The organism is Peribacillus sp. QJM3NY_7 (genome assembly GCF_056173225.1).
The window spans coordinates 1,336,833-1,354,196 of record NZ_CM149663.1 but is presented as its reverse complement, the minus strand read 5'-3'; the positions used below and the strand labels follow the sequence as shown (position 1 = coordinate 1,354,196).

The following is a 17,364-nucleotide window of genomic DNA, read 5'->3' as shown; positions in this document are numbered from 1 at the left end:
GCAGTGATTCTGTCGTTATAGAAAAGCCTAATGAGGCAAGAAGCTCTTGCTGTAGCAGTGATTTTGCCGCTTTAGAAAAGCCTAATGAGGCAAAAAGCTCTTGCTGTAGCAGTGATTTTGCAGCTTTAGAAAAGCCTAATGAGGCAAAAAACTCTTGCTGTAGCAGTGATTCTGTCGCTATAGAAAAGCCTAATAAGGCAAAAAGCTCTTGCTGTAGCAGTAATACTGTCGCTTTAGAAAAGCCTATTGGGGCAAAAAGCTCTTGCTGTAGTAGTAAAGTTGAGGATGAAGGACAAATAACAGACATCCCACTTTCATCTTCCGCTTCTGAAGGAAAAGTTGTATACCGTGTGCACGGAATGGATTGCCCAGCTTGTGCTGTTACCATAGAAAAAGGTTTAAGTGCTTTAAATGGGATCAGGGATGTAACTGTGAACTACAGCACAGCAAAACTACAAGTCGTTGGAGACAGTGGTTCGTTTGATCAAATTGAAAATCACGTTCAAAACCTTGGTTATACGCTTGAATCAGTAGAACAAAACCAAAATATGAGGACGTACAACGTCGAAGGAATGGATTGTGGTAGTTGTGCGAAAAGTATCGAAAACCATTTAAACACTTTACCTTCTGTACTAAATGTTAGTGTGAATTTTTCTACTGGGAAAATGAAGATTGAACACGACAATAGTGTTGAAGATATCGTGTCTGAAGTGGCTAAAATTGGTTATAAATCGTCTTTGGTTTCGAGGAATAGTAAACCTACCCAAACTTCTACACACAAAGATGGAAAAGGGTTAATCACCTTGTCAGGGATTTTAATTGCTCTAGGGTTTATCGGTTCATACAATGATGTTTTGCCTTTAATGAGCAATATCTTATATGCAATAGCAATCTTATTGAGTGGATATAAGCCTGTCAAAAGTGCTTACTATGCTTTAAAAAGCCTTTCACTTGATATGAATGTCTTAATGTCTGCTGCGGCAATTGGAGCTGCTTTGATTGGTGAATGGTTAGAAGGAGCAACTGTAGTTTGGTTATTTGCTGTAGGGATAGCTTTGCAGAATCGTTCTATAGAAAAAACAAGAAATTCCATTCGGAATTTAATGGATTTAGCTCCGCCAGAAGCGTGGGTGCTTACTGGCTCAGAACTGGTTAGAAAGCCGGTTGAGGAGATTTCCATTGGTCAAGTTATTGTAGTTAAACCCGGAGACAAAATCCCATTAGACGGAGAAATCATTCAGGGTATATCCAGTATAAACCAAGCTCCAATTACGGGAGAATCAATTCCAGTTGATAAAGGAATGGGTGATACAGTTTATGCAGGAACTATAAATGAAAGTGGTTCCCTTGAAATTAAAGTAACCAAGTTAGTTGCGGACACAACGATTTCAAAAATTATTCACCTAGTAGAAGAAGCACAGGAAAAGAAAGCTCCTACACAAGCGTTCGTAGATAAATTTGCAACTATCTATACCCCCATTGTCTTTGTATTAGCCCTAGTTGTAATGATCCTACCTCCTATTCTCGGCTTAGGAACTTGGGGAGAATGGTTTTATAAGGGACTTGAATTACTGGTAGTTGCCTGTCCTTGTGCATTGGTTATATCGACTCCTGTAGCTATTGTTTCTGCAATCGGAAATGCGGCTAAAAATGGTGTTTTAATTAAAGGTGGAACATTCTTAGAAACAGCAGGATCTATTAATGCGATTGCTTTTGATAAAACGGGTACATTGACTGAAGGAAAGCCAAAAGTTTCGGAAATAAAAGCTCTAGGCACATCAGATGACGAGTTGTTGTCCGTTGCTTTGACATTAGAAGATTATTCAACTCATCCAATTGCTAAAACAATTGTAAACTATACAAAAGACAAGGGCATACAATCAAAAAATGGTCAGTTGTTTAAAAGCATTGTTGGTAAAGGAGTTCAGGCTACTATTGATGGAGTTATTCATTATGCAGGCAATCTTAAACTGTTTGAAGAAATGAATGTAACCTTAGGCAATGTAAAAACAACTGTAGAAGAGTTTCAAAGACAAGGAAAAACAGTAGTTATTATTGGTACGGAACAAAAGATAATGGGTATAATCGCTGTCTCTGATATTATTCGTAAGACAACTGTTACTGCCTTAAATGGTTTAAAACAAATCGGGATTAATCAAACCGTAATGTTGACTGGTGATAATGAAGGCACAGCTAAAATGATTGCCTCTGAAGCTCCTATTGACCGTTATTTTGCTGAATTAATGCCCGAAGATAAAGTGAGTTCTATTAAGCAACTACAAAACGAAGGTTATAAAGTAGCAATGGTTGGTGACGGCATAAATGATGCACCAGCACTTGCAACAGCTGATTTGGGGATTGCAATGGGTGGAGCCGGAACAGATACAGCAATGGAAACAGCTGATATAGTTTTAATGGCTGATAATCTTGAAAAGCTGCCTCACACAATCAAACTCAGTAGAAAGGCTTTACAAATTATTAAACAAAACATTTGGTTTTCTTTAATTGTAAAGTTTATTGCACTAGCTTTGATCTTCCCAGGATGGTTAACATTATGGATCGCTGTTCTTAGTGATACAGGTGCTGCCATAATTGTAATTTTAAATGCACTACGCCTATTGAAAGTTAAAGGATAAACACAATAATTATTCATTCTATAAAACACAGAACAAGACACCCATCATATGATTAGGTGTCTTTGATTTAAATAAGAAAGATTTATCTTTCGATTTTACGTTCACCAAAAGTGACTATGAAATTCATTTGGTGGTTATTCTTAACCCGTGAATAAAGAAGAGGTAAATGAGGTAATATATAGTAAAACACTTGAATTGCTTAAAAATGGAGGTGATGGCCTTATGTCTAAAGTTCTAAACACTTGGAAAAGTATGACTAAAGAAGAGGCTGAGAAGTATTGGAAAGAAGGCATCGGCTTTGAAATGGCCCATTACGATTCCAATATGGAAATGGATAAAGAAATTGACACTAAAGAGAAGCTATTGAAGAATTTGATTATTTTAGGCAAGCATACTAAAGATGAAATGAAAGACTTGATTGTCTTACCGGCTTCAGCTTTTGAAATTATCTATGCTAGAAACAAAAAGTAAGGACTTCTGTTAATCTTATTATAAAAAATCTATATTAAAAAGCTCTTCAATTTTGAAGAGCTTTATTATTTATTTAAAACTAAATAATATTTACTCTTAATCTCCTACAATCACACTAATAATCTCATCAAACTGAATATACTCAAAGGAACTATCTTTCTTCTGAATACGTAACTCTTTCGTAACAGGTTGTATGTACACACAATACCCGTGCAATTCTTGTTGATTTCCCGCGTTATGCAATGTAAAACTTATCGGTAAATGATATTCCATTGCATAATGAATGTTGTTTTCAAACTCTTCGACCTGGTATTCATCAAGGACAGGTTTTTTATTTAGGAAATTATCTTCCTCGCCCATTTTTTTATTCAAGGCCTTATGTTCAGGTAACATCAATGCTGCTTGCCATTTAATAATCCCTCTATCACGAATTGTACCCATCAGAAAGATCTCTCCTTTCTGTCCATTATACACGAACAAGAGTTCTTATAAAAAGCAGAAAAAAATTCCTCTTTCCCTAAATAAGTTCAGGCTAAAGGAACAATATTTATAAACGGCATTGTTTATTTTTTACAAATAAAAGAGACCGCGATTTGTGGTCTTCTTTCGTGTCTTATGGAACTAACGCACCCGTTAGTTGATTAGTAAAGTCTATTCAAATAATGGAACTTTTGGGTCTTTCCCATAACAATGAACAAGCATAGAGTGTAATTGTCCTCTGTGATGATAAACGTGAGCTACAATCTCTAACAACCATTCATATCGTGAGTAAGTAACGCCCCAATAAGAAGTAATTTCCTCTTGAAGTTCGACTTCTGTAAAATTCATAAATTTATCTTCTAAAAATCGATGATTTTTTATCAACGCTTCTTTCATCTCATATAAGCTTTTATATGTAACACTTGAATAAAATTTATTCATCTTGTCTTGGGATGCCCCGTCCGATATAAGCGAATCAGCTTCACAAATAATAGCAATGTGTTCTAACAGCTCTCCTATGGAATGCTTATTGGGTGTAGGTCTTTTTTGTAAGTCATTTTCTTCTAACTTTTCCATCATCTCAACAATTGTCTTTACAGCCACTTTAATTTGATTCAATGCACTATTACAATATGTATTCATCTTATCCTCCTTTACTTCAAATAAATAATGATATAGGTTCGTATTTCATTTTAGTTTTATCCTTTATGGAACTATCCTGCCCCGTTAGTGCCATAAGAAAAAGAGCTGATCGTGATCGTCACAGCTCATTAAAGCTATAGCACCTTTTAGTCAAGTAACCTTCTATTGATAAAAACATATACAATTGTTAATAAAAGCAACATAGCAATTATAAGAACCGTTAATTCATAAGGATAGTCAATAAAACTATTGAAAACTACTAACAATCCTAACGGTAGAAAAAAAGTTCCACCTGTCACTGTACCTAATAAAGACTTATTTTTTATCATTTTTTCATTAAATCCTGCTAACAACCAGGTTTGTTTTTTCACAGCTACTAAGTACGATACAAGTAAAAGAGCTATACCAATAACCAATAATCCATAATCCACCTTTTCACCCCCAAAGGACAATTTTATTTCCTGCTACTTTTAATACGAACTAAAAGGTAAAGGTTACCTTTTTATGTTGATTTTACCACAAGAAAAACCATTTTCCTTATTCAACTAACCTGCCCCAATAGTTGCATATAGAAAAAGCCGTCTTAATGACAACTCCATTCTTTTGCTAACGCTCCCAGGTTTAAGTACACATATCCATACAGTCACAGGCGTATTGTGAAAGCAAATGTCGGTCATTGTGCATTTAAACTAAGTTTTAAACTAAAATACTATTAGAAAGTGAGCTCCCTAAGCAACTCCCTTATTCGCAATTTACATTCAAAACTAAAAGTAGAAACCAAATATGGCCAAGATGGATAAATAAACACATATGATTGCTGAAGTAAACAAGATAACAGAAGTTGTAAGATTTCTCCTCATTTTGATACCATAAGTGCAAAAAAAGATAGCCGCAGCTATTTTGGAGCCGCTTTGAAAATAAGCATTATTAGAAAAAAATGAACTGCTAAAAATAATGGATATTAGTAAAGTTGTAGAGATAAGAACTTTAAACCACAAAGGCTCTTTTAGGAATTGTTTAATCATTAGTTTTATCCACTTCATAACTTTACCTCCCTTCAAGAAACATTTAATTCTAATTATGTATATGATGTGTTATTTAAATTACTTATCATCTTGAATTTTCATAGGGATAATTTCTTCTTTACCATTCCACTTAACAATTACCTTGATTAATTCATCTTTTCTTTGTATATCACCACCAGTACCTTCTTCATTGGTTCGAATATACGTTGTGCCAGGAGGGCTTTCAGACCCACGTTCGTTTCCACTGCTTGCCTTATAGGAATAGTTTACTATTGAATTGGAGATATCCGAATATTCCCCTTTGTATACAAGTACAAAATCTTTTTGGCGTTCATCATAATGGGAAGATGTGCTTCCCCTCCCTTTAAAATTTAAAGTTGCCTTCCAATGCGTTCCTTCACCATAAAACTTATAATGATGGTTAATTCTTTCGGTTTCTTTGCATCCTATTAAAAGGGAACAAATTATTAGTATAAATAAAACCGGATGTTTCCTCATTTTTTTACCTCCACATAAAGAAAAATGAACATCAAAGAAGGTATCTTTTTCTTCCTTGGTGAATTAATTGAATTTCGGTTCTACCGTTAAAAGAATCGGATCATCACCATCTGGTAGCATTTCTGACCATTGGTTCCACGTCCATTATTACTAAGATTATCCGGCAGTATTCTTTCTTAATGACCGATATAATATGAATTATATGTCCTATATGAAATTTGTTAGATGGCTGGGTACCTGACTTCACTAATAAGTGCTGATCAGCCACTCTTTTTCTTATGGAATAAATATATTTGAAGCAAAAAGCTAGATTAATTAAGGCGGGGAAAAGATGGATGCGAAAAGAGAGTATTTAGTTCGAACATTTTCCAGGACTAAAAGGAAAGATTATGAGAATTATATTTTAAACAGGATTTGGAATCGATTAAATCGGTTAGATTTAAAACCTGTTACTCAACAATATGTGAAACGAGCGGATGGTAAATACGCCTTGCTTGATCTATATTTCCCGCAGATTCATTTAGGGATTGAATGTGACGAAGGGCATCACAAAAGTAACGCACTTAATGATGAAATTCGAACATTAGAGATTGGAAAAATGTTTCAAGCAGTTAAGGAAAATGAAATTAAGATTGAACGAATAGATGCCACCAACTCAATAGAAAAGATACATACTAAAATTGAAGAGATCGTTCAACTAATCAATAAAATGGTTTCTAACAGCAAGATAATACCTTGGTCTGAAGACGTAGATTATGCAGCGTTAGCAGTCAAGAAGGGTACATTATCCGTTTATGATGAGTTTACGTTTCGTACAATTTCAGAGGCGATGCGTTGTCTAGGAAAGAATTATGATAGTCTTCAAAAATCTTATTGGAAGTTTAATGAACGCTATATGATGTGGTTCCCCCAGTTATCTATAGACATTGGACAAGGAAATGTCTCAAATACTCGAGGATGGATTAACCTTTTCAACAAAAATTGGACAGAAATTGAAGAAAAAAGAATGGAAAAGGATTATATTCCGCTCAACCTCCCGGTGGGTAAACCAAGAGATCGAATTACATTTATGAAGGTTAAGGACCCCATTTTTAAAACTAATAAGTATCAATTTGTTGGTATTTTTCAGTGGAATCATATCGAGGGGAATTCGGTATTCTATAAACGAATCGCTGAAGAAATTGATTTAACCCCCTACAATAAATAAATGGGAATGATAATTGCGTCTCCATTTTGCAGATAGCTTTAATCAGGGAGGATTTACCTCACTACTTTCTTCTTATTCAACAAAGAGTACGTTGTTAGCGAGTATACAAAAAGGCCTCTAATCGGGGCTTTTTATACGTGTTTTCAACTTTCGTCCATTCAAATACCATATTAAATTAGTGTTGGTTCATTACCAATTTAACCAAACGATAATTCCTAATATGATAATGGGAATGAGAGCCATAAAGATCCCATAAAAAGAAAGTTTAAATTCCTCAGGATTTCCCATAAACGCTCTTTGACCGGCTCTATCCAGGGAAGGTTTTTGTATTTTACTTTGTTCTTCAGTTTTTTTACTCATAACTTACCCCTTTTATAAATTTGTCGACTTCATTGAATTTACGAATTTACGTACCTTTTTACTACTATGTTTCAATCGTTTAGATACTTAAGTCGATATTAACATAAATATCCAAAAAATGGTTGGGTTAATTTGTGATTTATACTAAATTAAAGCAGACCGAGGTTAAATTAGAAAGAGGTATATAGTTTAAACTGACATTTTAACTAGCTGCCCCGTTTGTTTCGTAAGAAAAAGGTTGCCGCAGCAGCAATCTTCATTATTGAAGTAAATTATTTTATTATTCCTCGTGTTTTTTACCTGTCACTGCAAAATTGTTCTACTTTCCCGGATTTTTTATCATACTGGTAGTAATATACACTGTCTTTATCGTCTTTAAATACAACAGCTATTTCAAATCTTTTCTTTCCTTTTAGCTTAGCGTTATCAGTCACTTTAATTTCTTCTATGTTGTCTTCAACATAGTTCTTCTCATTAATTAAGTATTTATTGACACCCCATTTTAATTGTTAAGAGTATTCTAATTCCGCACTTGTAGGTTGTGTGGAAAAATAGAGAATACTTCCCTCTATAATTAAAGCGGCCACAATCCCTAAGAATATTAAAATATTTTTCATTTCTTTATATACCTTGCTAATAAGTAAATTCCCACTATTATTATTACTGCCCAAAACACTAAAGGAGTTATTTGCATTAAGTTTTCCAGATTCATTCTCCTTTCTTCATAAAGGTTTTTCTTAAGCTCCTCTATGATGCCATCGTGGCGAAAATTATTCCAAAACCAATATAAAAAGCCGAGGAGTTAACCTCGACTTGTGTATGCTTTTAACCTTTAATGTTTTACCACTGTAATCGTTCTCTTAGAACTAGTATTCCCTGCTTTATCTTTTGCAGTTATAGAAAGTGTAGTTCCTTTTTTCTGTGCTTTAATGTTAACTGAGTAGATACCTTTAGAACTAGCTTTTGCTGAACCAATGGATTTACTTCCTACTTTAACAGTTACAGTTGAGTTTGCTTCAGCTTTCCCTTTTATAACTTTATCGTTATCATCTACTTTATTTACTGTTGGCTTGCTTGGTGCAACAACATCAGCAACAGTTACCGATACACTCGAACTCACATTGCCGGCACTATCTTTAACTGTGACTGTCAATTTAGTCCCTGCTTTTTGAACAGGTATTTTAATAGAGAACGTACCTTTAGATGTTGCTTTTGCTGAACCTAGCACCTTACTTCCATTTTTAACAGTAACAGTAGAACTGGCCTCTGCTTTTCCAGTTAATACTTTGTCATTATTATCAACCTTATAAACTGTTGGCTTAGATGGTTTAACATTGTCTACATATCCAGTTCCGATAGCGTATATGTCTTCTGTTGTATTATCGTCAATATATTCGTTGTCTAGGTCTATGACACCCACATAGTATGTGCCCTTCTTAGCTTGATACGCTTGTATTTCAACTCCATCCTCATCTTCCTCATAGCCTAAATATTCTAAGTTATTGTTTTCAACAAAATCTTTTTGAACTGCCCCGAACCCAAGATCAATAAAGTATGAGTCCGTAAATCCTGCTACTAACAAAACTCCATCACTAGGAACAACCACTTTATGTAAATCCAAATCATTCATAGGAAGCAACTGACCAATAGATGATTTTTCATAAGAACTATTATCTGCTGAACCAAAGTCGTTATTGGGCTCAGTTTCCAAAATAAAATTACTACTGGAAGAACTACTCATTCTACCCATTTTGTTAGAATCTTTAACTGAAACCGATTGAGAATCATTTACTTTTTTTTCAAGTTGATTAAACATTTTAGAATCAATAACACCTTTTTCAAGAGGCTTTTCCACTTGGCTTTCAAAGGCCTTCCTCGCCAAGCCGTTATCGTTTCCTTCTGCCTTAACAACACCTACAGACAATGATGAAGCAAATAGACCTACAGAAACCAATGACAATATACCTTTGTTACGCACAAAACGTCCCCCTAAATTCGTTATAACGAACTATTTACTCCACTTATAATAATACATAAGTACCTGAATTTCCATAAGTTTCTTTTTTATATTTTTTTACATAAAAATACATTAAAATCCAAACGATTAAGGTTCTCGCTGCGAATTAGGAAGAGAAAAGGCGAAGAATAGCAATTGAATTCCCCTATGAAGTTACATAGCCTAAAATTTTTTCTGTTCTTAGTGGTGAGAAGTTTTATTGAAACTTTTTTTTAATTTTTTCGTATATAGCTTTATAATGTTTGTTTCATTATTGATGAACGCCTTATTAAGATAAGGTTCATTATATTTTAGGAGGGGCTTAATTGTTTAAACGGATTTCCTTATTTATTTTCGTTAATATTCTCGTATTGATCACCATTACCACGATCACCACGTTACTAGGTGTAGAAAGTTATATTGGTGGCGGTGGTTACGGTTCCCTACTTGCCTTTAGCGTCATCGCCGGTTTTGCTGGTTCCTTTATTTCTTTGTTAATGTCCCGTAAAATGGCGAAATGGGTTATGGGTGTTCAATTAATTGATGAACATTCCCCGCGTGGCGATCACGAACGTTTTGTATTGGAAGAAACCTACCGATTAGCACATACGGCTGGTTTGAAAGGTATGCCGCAAGTTGGTATTTATCATTCACAAGAGGTCAACGCATTTGCTACTGGACCAAGCAAAAAACGTTCTTTAGTAGCTGTTTCAAGCGGTATGTTAGAAAGAATGGATCGAAAGGCGATTAGTGGAGTTATTGCACACGAAATAGCACACATTAAGAATGGTGATATGGTTACAACCACACTATTGCAAGGAATGATAAACACGTTCGTTATTTTCTTCTCCCGTATTGCTTCAAAAATCGTTTCAAGTTTTGTAAGAGAAGAAGTTGCCGGTATTGTTTACTTCGTATCTTCTATAGTTTTCGAGATTCTATTCGGTATTTTAAGCAGTCCCATTATCTTTTGGCATTCAAGAAAACGTGAATTTAAAGCGGACAAATTAGCTGCCGATTTAGGTGGAAAGGCAAATATGATTCACGCTTTAGAATCATTAAGACATACCACGAACTTGGTTGATGACAGCCAAAAGTCTATTGCTGCCTTTAAAATAAGTGGCAAAGGGAAATTTTCCAGACTGTTTTCTACACACCCACCATTAGAAAAACGTATTGAACATTTGAAATCACTTTAATAGATAAGACTTCCTACATTTAAACGATGTAGAAAGTCTTTTTTTGTTAGGCTTTTTTCTAAAAGATTGTTGCTCTCAGGATAAAAAACCAACAACCTTCAATATATGGTATTCAACAAACGGGCAGTTTAATGGAGTTGCATTTTAAACGTTTGTACATAGGAGTTAATTTAGGGGTTGTTAGTACGAAAACACAAAATATCAACATTCAAAAGATTATAGAAGATTATAATGTATCTGGATTAAGCATTGCAGCAATTAATGGTGGTAACATAAGAAGTACAGAATACTTTGGTTTACTTGAAGCAGAAAAAGATAAAAGTGTGGAAAGTAATTCTATATTTAGTGCTTGTTCAATCAGTAAATTTCCAACCTCAATTCTAGTGAACCTGCCCCTTTAGTTCCATAGGAAAAACTGCCTTCAAGACAGCTCCGATCTTCAGCTAACGCACCCGTTAGTTCATTAAGGAATGATTCAATACTCAACTATATTTAACCATTGACCATCAGGACCAATGGTTATGTGAGGGATTTTATTTGATTCAAATACGTTGTAAATATCAATGTTCTTGTTTAATATATTTAAATGTTGAGATATATCAGTCTTTGAAAACACTAACAAATCCATTGTTGTAGACCGTAAGTAAAATTCGTATATATATTGTTTCTTACTATCCTTTACATATCCTAAGAACCCCATTGTTCTTGGAAAAATGCGTGTTAGAGGGAACGTAAATTTATTAATTATAATAAAATCATCTGAAAGTTCGTTAAATAGTTCTTCTTCCCATTCAGGAATAACGGCATAGATATAACAGTCTTGCTTATAAATGCCATTGATTATACCAACAAACTCCTGTTCATTTATTTCTTCGTCAAGCAATATTTCCCTTACCTTTGGAACACTTTTCAACCCAATCACCCCTTTGTCTAGATTATACAATTTGATTTTAGTGTTTTCCTTCTTCAACTAAACTGCCTTAATAGTTAAATAAAGAATATGCTAACTTAAAGTCAGCTCCGATCTTAAGCTAACGCCACCCTTAGTTAATTGTTCAGAGTTAGATTTCAAACAATTCTTTTTTCTCTTCTTTTGATAGACCCGTGAAGAACTTTTTATGTACTCTTAATTCTTTTTCTTTTTTAGGTAAGACCTTTTCAAACCAAGTTACAGCCATAGGAGTATGTTCCGGCTGAGCATTAACTTTTTCTAAAAACCATTCATATTCTTTCACAGTTTCATCAGTCAGAAGCGAAATATCTCTTTTTCTACTTTTATAATCAAGTTCAGCAAGTTCTTTTGCAGTGATAAGACCATTAATTTTTTTTACTACTCCAATTTCACAAGGCATACGCTCATCATTTATAGACACAAAGTAATATATATAGTTAGGTAATCTAAATAGCCCCTTTTTTGTATCCTTATTATTAGCAATATAAAGCCAATCTCCCTTATTAGCAAAACAATTCAAATTCGCATCTTTAATCGCAATTAACATTTTTTCATACTATTTCATAACCACAACACCTCTACTATAAAAAATATATAACCATACCAATATGTTCAATAAATAGATCAAGCGTTCCTTCTCTTATGGAACTAAACTGCCCCTATAGTTCCATAAGAAAAGAGCTGCCTTAAAGACAGCTCTGATCTTCAGCTAACGCACCCTGTTAGTTCATTAACAATTGAGTTAATAAATATATCTAAAAGTCTCATATTTTTCATACTTGATAACAGTTTTAAATTCTTCTCCACCATTTTTATCCTTTAACAAAGCATCCATCTTACCATCATTAATATTGTAATGTCTCTTATTCAGAAAGCCTACACTTCGGATTGTTGGATGGTCTAAAATTGGTGATAAGTCACCATCTAACACATTAGTATCAACAAATCTAAAGTCAATTAGGTTAGGAAACTGATTTAAAAAATTCAAATTCTCAAGATTACCGCAAGAATTAAGGCACAGAACCCGAAGATTTTTCAAAGAGAATAATTCTTCATTTGGTACAAATTTCTTAGATTGATTAATATGTAAATGTTCTAACGTATTGGCTAATACAGACAAACCAAAATCATTTTGTAAGTTAGTACAATAATGTAATTCTATACGCTTTAATTTATTCATTTTTTCTATCCAAAGGAAATCTTGTATATTGGACCTGTTTAATTCTAGATAGAGGAGATTTTCAGGAATACTCACAAAGTTTCCCTGCTTATTCTTTTTATGATGCCAAAGAGTTAAATACTCAATGTTCTCAAGCTGCATCTCATTAAACTTATCTTCTTTTAAGTTTATGTAAGACTGAAGATTATCTGGTATTTGTTCAAACCAAATCGTATTATTTCTCCAGTTATCCATTTTGAATCGCCCCTATATTCGCCATTATTTCTTTTTTTCTTATCATTTGAACTTATAAAACTAACTGTGCCCCTTTAGTTGCTGCCTTAAAGACAGCTCCGACCTTCAGCTAACACACCCGATAGTTCATTAGGCAGAGTTATTATTTTTCTTCTACATTACACAAATCTTCTGCTATCTGCTTTATTCTTTTAAATCCAAGTCCTTCTCTTTGCTCTAAGGATAACGGGTGTTGTGTTGATTCTAATTCTATAGAAGGACGTAAACCTATTGGACGAGTGTGAACCATTGTTTTTAAGTTTAATGTTTCAGGATAACAAGGAATAGAAGTTTGCAGCCAACCAAACATTGGTTTCAAATCCTTTTCTCTGCCTTCAACTTCCCAATACTCCATCATTTTATCAAAATTCGTTTCACTTAATGAAACCCAAACATCCCAAATAAAAGGACCTTCCCCATCTATTACTGGAAGTTCAATATAGCCACGAATAAAGAAATATTCATCATCAATAATACACACATCTTCATTCATCTCAATTCGTTTTTCTTGTTCTTCGAATGGTACTTCTTCATAGTAATCAGGAACAGGACTTCCATAACTCAAGGGAAGTTCATCGTGATAGTTTCCACAACTTTTACATTGATAACCAACTTTATAATTGCTCATTTTACATCCCCCATATATAAAAAAATAGCCTTATCTTATCTCAATATTAACCCAAAAAGATAATGCTAAGTTTGATAATTTCGCGTGATACGTTGGTTGAGTAACATAGAATTCTTATTGAACTATGCTGCCCCTTTAGTTCCATAGGATGTCTATCCCCATTCCACAAAACATTATCGTTAGGATGAACCAAAATATATATTCTCTTTTTTTAACAATGTAGTTTTCAATTCCTATTAGAAGGGTGATTATCCCTGCAATTAGTCTTATAATTCCAGAGTAAAAATAATCTATACTGTCATTAGTTTGGAAATATAATATTATTGCAAAGATTGTTAATACCCACTGTATAAACAGAATAGGTTTATTTCTTTCATCCCAAAATTCTTTTCTTAAAAAAGAACGCATTATTTTATCTCCTCAATCTAAATCAAAGTCTACTTGTATTATAAACGTAATGAACTCCCTCAGTTTAATCCGATTTTCTTACAAATACTCGCTTATTCGCAGGATTTCATCACCCTTGAATTTTAGTTCATGGTTAAACGGAGTGATTTCAGGACATGGATGTTTCGTGAAGGCACAGGGAAATAAAGGAGTTGTACAACACTCCATATTTTACCATATAATGTACATTCTCCACGCCGCCCCTGGAGGCTTTCCCTCCCATGTCTCAACGGGTCAATTGCCCTATCATTCCTTCGTCATGCCTATCCAAGGGGTGGAGGCCAGTTATGCTAACCTGATGGGTCGGTGCCCTTTTGTTCAAGAAATCTGGTACTCCGTACATATTTGAAATCCTACGAATAAGCCAACATTAGTAAAAAGAAAACTATGAACATCAGTTTTTAAAGGTTCCCTTCGAGAACCCTATTAAGACATCCCCCTTTAACTACGCAACCAGTTCAGTTATAGGTTGAACTTTATCTGCACAATAAGACTCGTTTCTGCGTGCTATTCCAACAAATATCCTAGCTAGCTTACCTACCAATTTCATAATCGATTTCATTTTCTTCATTTTTTTCACTTTAACATTATGGGAGTGAATGGCTTGAAATTCCGTGTTATTCATCACAAGGCTCATGGTGGCTAAGTAAAGGAAACGCCTTAGCCTGGATCGCCCTCGCTTAGAGATAACAATTTGGCCTTTCCACTTTCCAGAGCTTGCTTCAGCCAGATGCAACCCAGCGTGCCGAAGTAAAGAATTACCGTGTGAAAAACCACTTAGATCTCCTGCTTCACCTAATATTCCGGCTAAAGAAATTTCACTAATTCCCTTTATGGCAAGCAGCTTCTTGGCAAAAGGTATTTGTTTTAATACATCCTTAACCTCTTGTTCCACTCTTTCGAGTTGTAAGACTGCGAGATCATACTCCTCTAATAATTGTTCCAAATGGAATTTATACGCTTCAAGTGCTTGTCTTGTGCCGACAGATTTCTTAGCTAACTGAAGAAGTAATTGAGCTTTCTTTAATCCAGGCTGCCTCTTCATTATTGATTTCCATCCTGAAACAACATCATGAGGTTTCAGGGAACGCAGTTCCATTGGAGATGGAAATAAACGAAGTGTGGCAATAGCCCCTTTAGCAGTGATGTCTTTAAATACTTGCCTGAGTTCGGGAAAGACAATATCCACCCAACGGTTTAATTGATTAATCGTGCTAACGAGTCGTTTAACTACCACATCACGGTTAGACATAAGGACCCTAAGTATCTCAAATGATTCTGAAGTGTCCCTGACAAAGGTGTAGTAACCGTTTTTCACCATATCAGCGATGACCAGGGCATCTTTCCTATCACTTTTGGACTGAGTATTATCACGGTTTTCTTTATTCCTTTTTACTAAGTGGGGGTTTACCGTTACTACCTCGATTCCTTGTTTAAATAGCCATTTTGAAAGATTAATCCAGTAATGTCCTGTAGGTTCCATTCCCACGATGGCTACCTCCAGTTTATTTAATCTTTGAAGCTTATCCATCCATTTTAATAAACTAGCAAACCCATCTTCATTATTTTCAAATACAAGTGGATCTCCGACTACAATTCCACGGAAATTCACTGCTCTAGCCACATGTAATTGTTGGGCAATATCCACTCCAACAACAAGGTGATTATCGGAAATTCTTTCTATTAGTTGATTTTGTTTATCTTGCATTTTAAACTTCATATTAGGGTTCCTCCTTAGGGTTTGAGTTAGAGTGGTGTCTTACTCATATCTTACTGAGGAGCCCTATTTTTTTCAAAGCTGAAAAATAACGAACTACAGGAATGCTAACCTGCCTCGTTAGTTTGCATAAAGAAAGAGCTGCCTTAAGACAGCTCTGATCTTCAGCTAAAGCACCCGTTAGTTTAAGTACAATCCTTCACAATTTCGTCTACCTCATATTTTATAAGTTGTTCAATCCATATAGGTTTTGGTCTTTTGTACATACACGGCTTAGCAGTCGGCGGGGGCAGGAGTATTATAGAGGCTGTAGAACCCACACTGGAATCAATAAAAATGAATATATAAGTGTAAGGGAGATACAGAACAAAAACAGAGATTTTCGGAACATCATTATCAAAAAAGGAGGGTTTAATAGCTAGTTATGACTAAGAAATTAATCGGTTATCATAACCTGTACCAGCAACAAAAGAAAACAGGACTGTATAATAAAAATAGTTGTTTATCACCAAGTCCACCAAGAGGTTGTCCAAACATTTATCCAGTGAGGGAAAACCCAAATCCAATTAACATTTTAAAGGTAAAAACTTTTCAATATACTGCAATCTCTGACGGTATAAAAAGGATTTATACCAATCAAGATAGAGTATTAAAATACGGAAGCTCTGGGATTCTTAATCCAAATAGCGTATCTTATATAAACTTATTTATAAATGGAATATTACAGCCAAATATAAATTACATCGTAGAACAGGGAAAACTTACATTCTCTAACGATTTACCCCTATCTGGGTCCCCTATTATTCTTCAATTTGTAATAATTTATGGATAAAGAAAAATGGAAAGTTCTTACGTATCCAATGAACCAATGCCGGACAATTACCCTATTGATTACCGGCATTGTATTCATTAGGAAATCAGAGTATTAGTTGACTACGACTTCAACTACAATTGGAGTTGAAGGATCAAGTACATCGCCACCTGGAATAGTTATAGTAGTAGTAGTAAGGGTTGAGGTATCAGCTGTTTGTATCTGAGCATTTATATATAAAACATAATAAGCAAATGAACCTGGAAATGCGGTTGCAGCTGCACCAGCATCATCTAAAAATGTTGTTGCTGCAATTGCAAATGTCGCTCCAGTACCTGTACCATCTCCTATTGTGGCAGTAAACTTTCTGGAAGCCATAAAAGGTTTAATTATCGCCATTTATATCCACCCCCTTCTTTTTTAATGTTCGGATTTTTTTTAGAAAGTTTTCTTAAGAGGTTGTCCGTCCCCTTGTTAATTATCTTATTCCATACTTCGAATTAGGGAACGACAAATTCCACTTTTCTTATGGAGCTAACCTGCCCCGTTAGCTCATTAAGAAAAAAGCTACCGTATTGGTAGCTCCCGATCCAGAACTAACACACCCGTTAGTTAAATTAGAATAGTGGTATTTCAATTCCCATTTATGTCATTGAAGATATATAAACCTACACCCAATATAAAAATAAGAATAAAAACAATCCACTTTGTATAATACCAACCCTTTATTCTATCAATAACCACAGAAAGAGTAATAATAATAAGAGATATACCCAAGGATACACCCAATGCTGTCCATATGTTCCTATATTGGATAGGAAGTAATTCAGTTAATAGATAAA

21 protein-coding genes are annotated in these 17,364 nt (G+C 34.6%); 6 read left to right on the top strand and 15 right to left on the bottom strand.

Annotated elements, in window-relative coordinates; genetic code table 11:
• The first annotated feature begins 179 nt into the window (after positions 1 to 179).
• Entirely contained in the window at positions 180 to 2,636 is a 2,457-nt protein-coding gene (locus tag AC0VX1_RS06565) for a heavy metal translocating P-type ATPase (RefSeq protein ID WP_475471720.1), read from the top strand.
• 222 nt (positions 2,637 to 2,858) lie between these two features.
• Complete coding sequence (locus AC0VX1_RS06560; protein WP_475470464.1) at positions 2,859 to 3,107, top strand: hypothetical protein; 249 nt, start codon at positions 2,859 to 2,861, stop codon at positions 3,105 to 3,107.
• 96 nt (positions 3,108 to 3,203) lie between these two features.
• Here AC0VX1_RS06560 and AC0VX1_RS06555 read toward each other — a convergent pair whose 3' ends face one another.
• From AC0VX1_RS06555 to AC0VX1_RS06535, 5 genes are all read right to left on the bottom strand, one after another.
• Positions 3,204 to 3,548, bottom strand: coding sequence for a YolD-like family protein (locus tag AC0VX1_RS06555; protein ID WP_440440188.1), 345 nt, complete (start codon positions 3,546 to 3,548; stop codon positions 3,204 to 3,206).
• 210 nt (positions 3,549 to 3,758) lie between these two features.
• Positions 3,759 to 4,229, bottom strand: coding sequence for a DinB family protein (locus tag AC0VX1_RS06550; RefSeq protein ID WP_475470462.1), 471 nt, complete (start codon positions 4,227 to 4,229; stop codon positions 3,759 to 3,761).
• 146 nt (positions 4,230 to 4,375) lie between these two features.
• Positions 4,376 to 4,660, bottom strand: a complete 285-nt coding sequence (locus tag AC0VX1_RS06545) for a DUF3784 domain-containing protein (protein WP_063595431.1) — start codon at positions 4,658 to 4,660, stop codon at positions 4,376 to 4,378.
• 333 nt (positions 4,661 to 4,993) lie between these two features.
• Complete coding sequence (locus tag AC0VX1_RS06540; RefSeq protein ID WP_440439307.1) at positions 4,994 to 5,272, bottom strand: hypothetical protein; 279 nt, start codon at positions 5,270 to 5,272, stop codon at positions 4,994 to 4,996.
• A gap of 60 nt (positions 5,273 to 5,332) precedes the next feature.
• Positions 5,333 to 5,752: a hypothetical protein gene (locus AC0VX1_RS06535; RefSeq protein ID WP_440439306.1), complete on the bottom strand. Its 420-nt coding sequence runs from the start codon at positions 5,750 to 5,752 to the stop codon at positions 5,333 to 5,335.
• A gap of 331 nt (positions 5,753 to 6,083) precedes the next feature.
• Between AC0VX1_RS06535 and AC0VX1_RS06530 the strand changes: the two genes are divergently transcribed.
• Complete coding sequence (locus tag AC0VX1_RS06530) at positions 6,084 to 6,959, top strand: AbaSI family restriction endonuclease (RefSeq protein ID WP_440439305.1); 876 nt, start codon at positions 6,084 to 6,086, stop codon at positions 6,957 to 6,959.
• Between the two features lie 189 nt (positions 6,960 to 7,148).
• Here the strand turns inward: AC0VX1_RS06530 and AC0VX1_RS06525 are convergent, their stop codons facing one another.
• From AC0VX1_RS06525 to AC0VX1_RS06515, 3 genes are all read right to left on the bottom strand, one after another.
• Positions 7,149 to 7,319, bottom strand: coding sequence for a hypothetical protein (locus AC0VX1_RS06525; protein ID WP_155726552.1), 171 nt, complete (start codon positions 7,317 to 7,319; stop codon positions 7,149 to 7,151).
• Between the two features lie 296 nt (positions 7,320 to 7,615).
• A complete protein-coding gene (locus tag AC0VX1_RS06520; RefSeq protein ID WP_440439304.1) occupies positions 7,616 to 7,753 on the bottom strand; it encodes a hypothetical protein in 138 nt (45 codons plus the stop codon).
• A 398-nt stretch (positions 7,754 to 8,151) separates the two neighbouring features.
• On the bottom strand, positions 8,152 to 9,297 hold the full coding sequence (locus tag AC0VX1_RS06515; RefSeq protein ID WP_440439303.1) for an Ig-like domain-containing protein: 1,146 nt from the start codon (positions 9,295 to 9,297) through the stop codon (positions 8,152 to 8,154).
• Between the two features lie 344 nt (positions 9,298 to 9,641).
• Between AC0VX1_RS06515 and htpX the strand changes: the two genes are divergently transcribed.
• Complete coding sequence (gene htpX, locus AC0VX1_RS06510) at positions 9,642 to 10,514, top strand: protease HtpX (protein WP_063236483.1); 873 nt, start codon at positions 9,642 to 9,644, stop codon at positions 10,512 to 10,514.
• Positions 10,515 to 10,645: 131 nt separating this feature from the next.
• The gene (locus AC0VX1_RS06505; RefSeq protein ID WP_475470457.1) at positions 10,646 to 10,915 is read left to right on the top strand and encodes a serine hydrolase; all 270 of its coding nucleotides are present in this window, start codon (positions 10,646 to 10,648) and stop codon (positions 10,913 to 10,915) included.
• Between the two features lie 74 nt (positions 10,916 to 10,989).
• Here AC0VX1_RS06505 and AC0VX1_RS06500 read toward each other — a convergent pair whose 3' ends face one another.
• The 6 genes from AC0VX1_RS06500 to AC0VX1_RS06475 form a co-directional block, all read right to left on the bottom strand.
• Positions 10,990 to 11,427, bottom strand: a complete 438-nt coding sequence (locus AC0VX1_RS06500; protein ID WP_440439300.1) for a hypothetical protein — start codon at positions 11,425 to 11,427, stop codon at positions 10,990 to 10,992.
• A 148-nt stretch (positions 11,428 to 11,575) separates the two neighbouring features.
• A complete protein-coding gene (locus AC0VX1_RS06495; RefSeq protein WP_475470455.1) occupies positions 11,576 to 12,013 on the bottom strand; it encodes a hypothetical protein in 438 nt (145 codons plus the stop codon).
• 195 nt (positions 12,014 to 12,208) lie between these two features.
• Positions 12,209 to 12,880 carry a hypothetical protein gene (locus tag AC0VX1_RS06490; RefSeq protein WP_328109891.1) on the bottom strand — a complete coding sequence of 224 codons (672 nt, stop codon included), beginning with the start codon at positions 12,878 to 12,880 and terminating at the stop codon, positions 12,209 to 12,211.
• Positions 12,881 to 13,022: 142 nt separating this feature from the next.
• Positions 13,023 to 13,547 carry a DUF2199 domain-containing protein gene (locus tag AC0VX1_RS06485; RefSeq protein ID WP_475470454.1) on the bottom strand — a complete coding sequence of 175 codons (525 nt, stop codon included), beginning with the start codon at positions 13,545 to 13,547 and terminating at the stop codon, positions 13,023 to 13,025.
• 135 nt (positions 13,548 to 13,682) lie between these two features.
• Positions 13,683 to 13,955, bottom strand: a complete 273-nt coding sequence (locus tag AC0VX1_RS06480) for a hypothetical protein (protein WP_427679986.1) — start codon at positions 13,953 to 13,955, stop codon at positions 13,683 to 13,685.
• Positions 13,956 to 14,439: 484 nt separating this feature from the next.
• Positions 14,440 to 15,714: an IS110 family RNA-guided transposase gene (locus AC0VX1_RS06475; protein ID WP_475469042.1), complete on the bottom strand. Its 1,275-nt coding sequence runs from the start codon at positions 15,712 to 15,714 to the stop codon at positions 14,440 to 14,442.
• 421 nt (positions 15,715 to 16,135) lie between these two features.
• On the opposite strand from AC0VX1_RS06475, the gene AC0VX1_RS06470 reads away from it, so the two are divergent.
• Positions 16,136 to 16,543 (top strand): DUF4183 domain-containing protein, encoded by a 408-nt coding sequence (locus AC0VX1_RS06470; RefSeq protein WP_475470451.1) that lies wholly within the window; start codon positions 16,136 to 16,138, stop codon positions 16,541 to 16,543.
• A gap of 93 nt (positions 16,544 to 16,636) precedes the next feature.
• Here the strand turns inward: AC0VX1_RS06470 and AC0VX1_RS06465 are convergent, their stop codons facing one another.
• Positions 16,637 to 16,921: a DUF4183 domain-containing protein gene (locus AC0VX1_RS06465; RefSeq protein ID WP_475470450.1), complete on the bottom strand. Its 285-nt coding sequence runs from the start codon at positions 16,919 to 16,921 to the stop codon at positions 16,637 to 16,639.
• Positions 16,922 to 17,364 lie beyond the last annotated feature (443 nt).